The organism is Leucobacter soli (genome assembly GCF_042659205.1).
Lineage (GTDB): Bacteria > Actinomycetota > Actinomycetes > Actinomycetales > Microbacteriaceae > Leucobacter > Leucobacter soli.
In genome coordinates this window covers 1-2357 of the sequence record NZ_JBHSRW010000299.1, presented here as the reverse complement: position 1 = coordinate 2357, position 2357 = coordinate 1, and the positions used below count along the sequence as shown (strand labels likewise).

4 protein-coding genes are annotated in these 2357 nt (G+C 71.2%); all 4 read left to right on the top strand.

Annotated features, from left to right (window positions below; all coding sequences use genetic code 11):
- Nucleotides 1-246: hypothetical protein (locus ACFPZL_RS12385; protein ID WP_382335654.1), on the top strand; the 246-nt coding region annotated here is incomplete at its 5' end.
- Nucleotides 247-338: 92 nt separating this feature from the next.
- The gene (locus ACFPZL_RS12380) at nucleotides 339-698 is read left to right on the top strand and encodes a RidA family protein (protein WP_218115794.1); all 360 of its coding nucleotides are present in this window, start codon (nucleotides 339-341) and stop codon (nucleotides 696-698) included.
- 81 nt (nucleotides 699-779) lie between these two features.
- Nucleotides 780-1832 (top strand): zinc-dependent alcohol dehydrogenase family protein, encoded by a 1053-nt coding sequence (locus tag ACFPZL_RS12375; RefSeq protein ID WP_218115792.1) that lies wholly within the window; start codon nucleotides 780-782, stop codon nucleotides 1830-1832.
- Nucleotides 1833-1968: 136 nt separating this feature from the next.
- On the top strand, nucleotides 1969-2357 hold a 389-nt coding region (locus tag ACFPZL_RS12370; protein WP_382335652.1), incomplete at its 3' end, for a PLD nuclease N-terminal domain-containing protein.

The following is a 2357-nucleotide window of genomic DNA, read 5'->3' as shown; positions in this document are numbered from 1 at the left end:
GCGCCGTCCCCCGGCGCGCTCGGGCGGATCGACGCCGTCCGCGCCAGCGAGGCCGGCTTCCTCCACCTCAGGGCGCAGTTGGACGCCCCGATCGATCCGGACGTGGCGATCGCGGCCACGTGGGCGTTCGAGCCGGACCAGGTCGAGGAGTTCCACCTTCCGGCGGGCCGGATCCTCGAGCTCCGCAGGAAGGGACGAGTCGAGGTCGGAGACGTGATCGCCCGATCCATCTCGCCCCTCCGCTGACCTGCGCGCGGCCCCGCCGGCACCGCACGCCACCCCCGCATCCGCACGGTCTCGGCCGGCGGCCGCATTCAGCACCATCGAAAGGAAGACACATGATCGCACGCAGCGTTCCCACCTCCACCTCGAACCGGGTCGTCGTCCACAACGGCATCCTCTACCTCGGCGGGCTCGGAGCCCTCGACCGTCCGAACGACACCGACATGTACGGGCAGACCCAGCAGATCTGCACCCGCATCGACGAGTTCCTCGCGGGCGCCGGCACGAGCAAGGATCACCTGCTGCGCGCCACGATCTACATCTCGGACCACTCCCTCAAGGGCGAGATGAATCGCGCTTGGAACGAATGGCTGACCCAGGAGCAGAAGCCGGCGCGCGCCACCATCACGGTGGGCGATATGGGCGACAATCTCCTCGTCGAGATCGAGATCACCGCAGCGGTCCCCGCGGCGTGATCCTTCACGGGTGAACCCGCCGGATTCCGAGCGGGTCCACCCGTGCCCTCCGCCCGTACCACCCAGAGTCGAGGAGCAGTCATGGCAACCGACCCCGGCATCGCACCCGCTACGATACGCGCATACGTGCTCGAGCGGCCCGGCCCGGCGGGCCTCTCCCTCGTCGAACGGCGCCTCCCCGCCCCGGCCGCCGGACAGGTCATGGTGCGCATGCGCGCGGCCTCCCTCAACTTCCGCGACGTGAAGATCTTCCGCGGCAGCTATCAGCTGCCCGTCCACCTGCCCCTCGTCCCGCTCTCCGACGGCGCCGGGGAGATCGTGGCGGTCGGCGACGGCGTCGAGGGGCTCCGGGTGGGCGACCGTGTGGTCTGCCTGTACTGGGAGGGGTGGCGCAGCGGTGCGCAGCTCGAAGACGGCGACGGTATCTCCGATCGCCCCGCCCGCGGCCGGACGAAGAGCGCAGAAGTCGATGGCGTCGCCCTCGAGCGCGCCGTCTACGACGCATGCGACGTGCTCCCGATCCCGGATGAGATGTCCTACGAGGCGGCGGCCTGCCTGCCCTGCGCCGGAGTCACGGCCTGGAATGCGCTGATCGGGGTGACGAGCGGCGACACCGTGCTCGTGATGGGCAGCGGTGGCGTCTCGCTCTTCGCCCTGCAGATCGCCCGCGCCCGCGGCGCGCGGGTCATCGCGACCTCCCGCGACGAGGGGAAGCGGCTCCGGCTCCAGGAGCTCGGCGCATCCGAGACCGTCAACACCAGCGCCGAGCCGGAATGGGGCCGGAGGGTGCGAGAGCTCACCGGAGACGGAGTCGACCTCGCGGTCGACGTGATCGGCGACGCGACGGTGGAGCAGACCCTGGCCGCGACGAGGGACGGAGGCCGCATCTCTGCGGTGGGGAACCTTTCCGGGTCGTTCATCAGCGGCACCCTGCTCGAGCGCGGGATCACCGCCCGCCCGGTCGTCGTCGGATCGCGCCGGATGACCGAGGAGCTGATCGATGCGATGGGCTCCGGCGGCATCCGCGCCGTGATCGATCGCAGCTTCGCCTTCGGCGAACTGCCCGAGGCGCTCGACTACCTCGCCTCCGGCGACCAGTTCGGCAAGGTGCTGCTGCGCTTCGACGAGGAGTAGCGACCGGAGACGATCCCGGCGGTGCTTCCGGCGGGACACCCGCGGTTCCTCCGCCGGTGCGCCCGGTCCGGTCCCGGGCCACCGGGGTGCTCGGGGCGAGCAGGCGGGGCTCAGGTCCCGCAGGTACCATGGAGGCATGGTTCGGTTCGTGATCATCGCGGTCGTCATCGGGGTGGCGTTCACCCTCTACGCCCTGGTGGACGCGGCCATGTCCGATGCCCGGCGGGCTCGGGGACTCTCGAAGCCGGTCTGGGTCGTCCTGATCGTGCTGCTGCCGGTCATCGGCGCCTCGCTGTGGTTCACGATCGGCAAGGATCGGGGCCCGATCGCGCCGCCTCCGGTCCGCGCACCCGACGACGACCCGCGCTTCAGCGGCGGGCGGATGTCCGACGACGAGCTCGATGCGCACATGCGCGAACTCGAGGATCGCCTGCGCGAGCTCGACGAGGAGACCTTCCCGGGCGAGGAGGCCGGCTCCGGCCCCGCCGCGGCGGCGGGCGAGGCGACGAACGGTGTCGAGGGCAC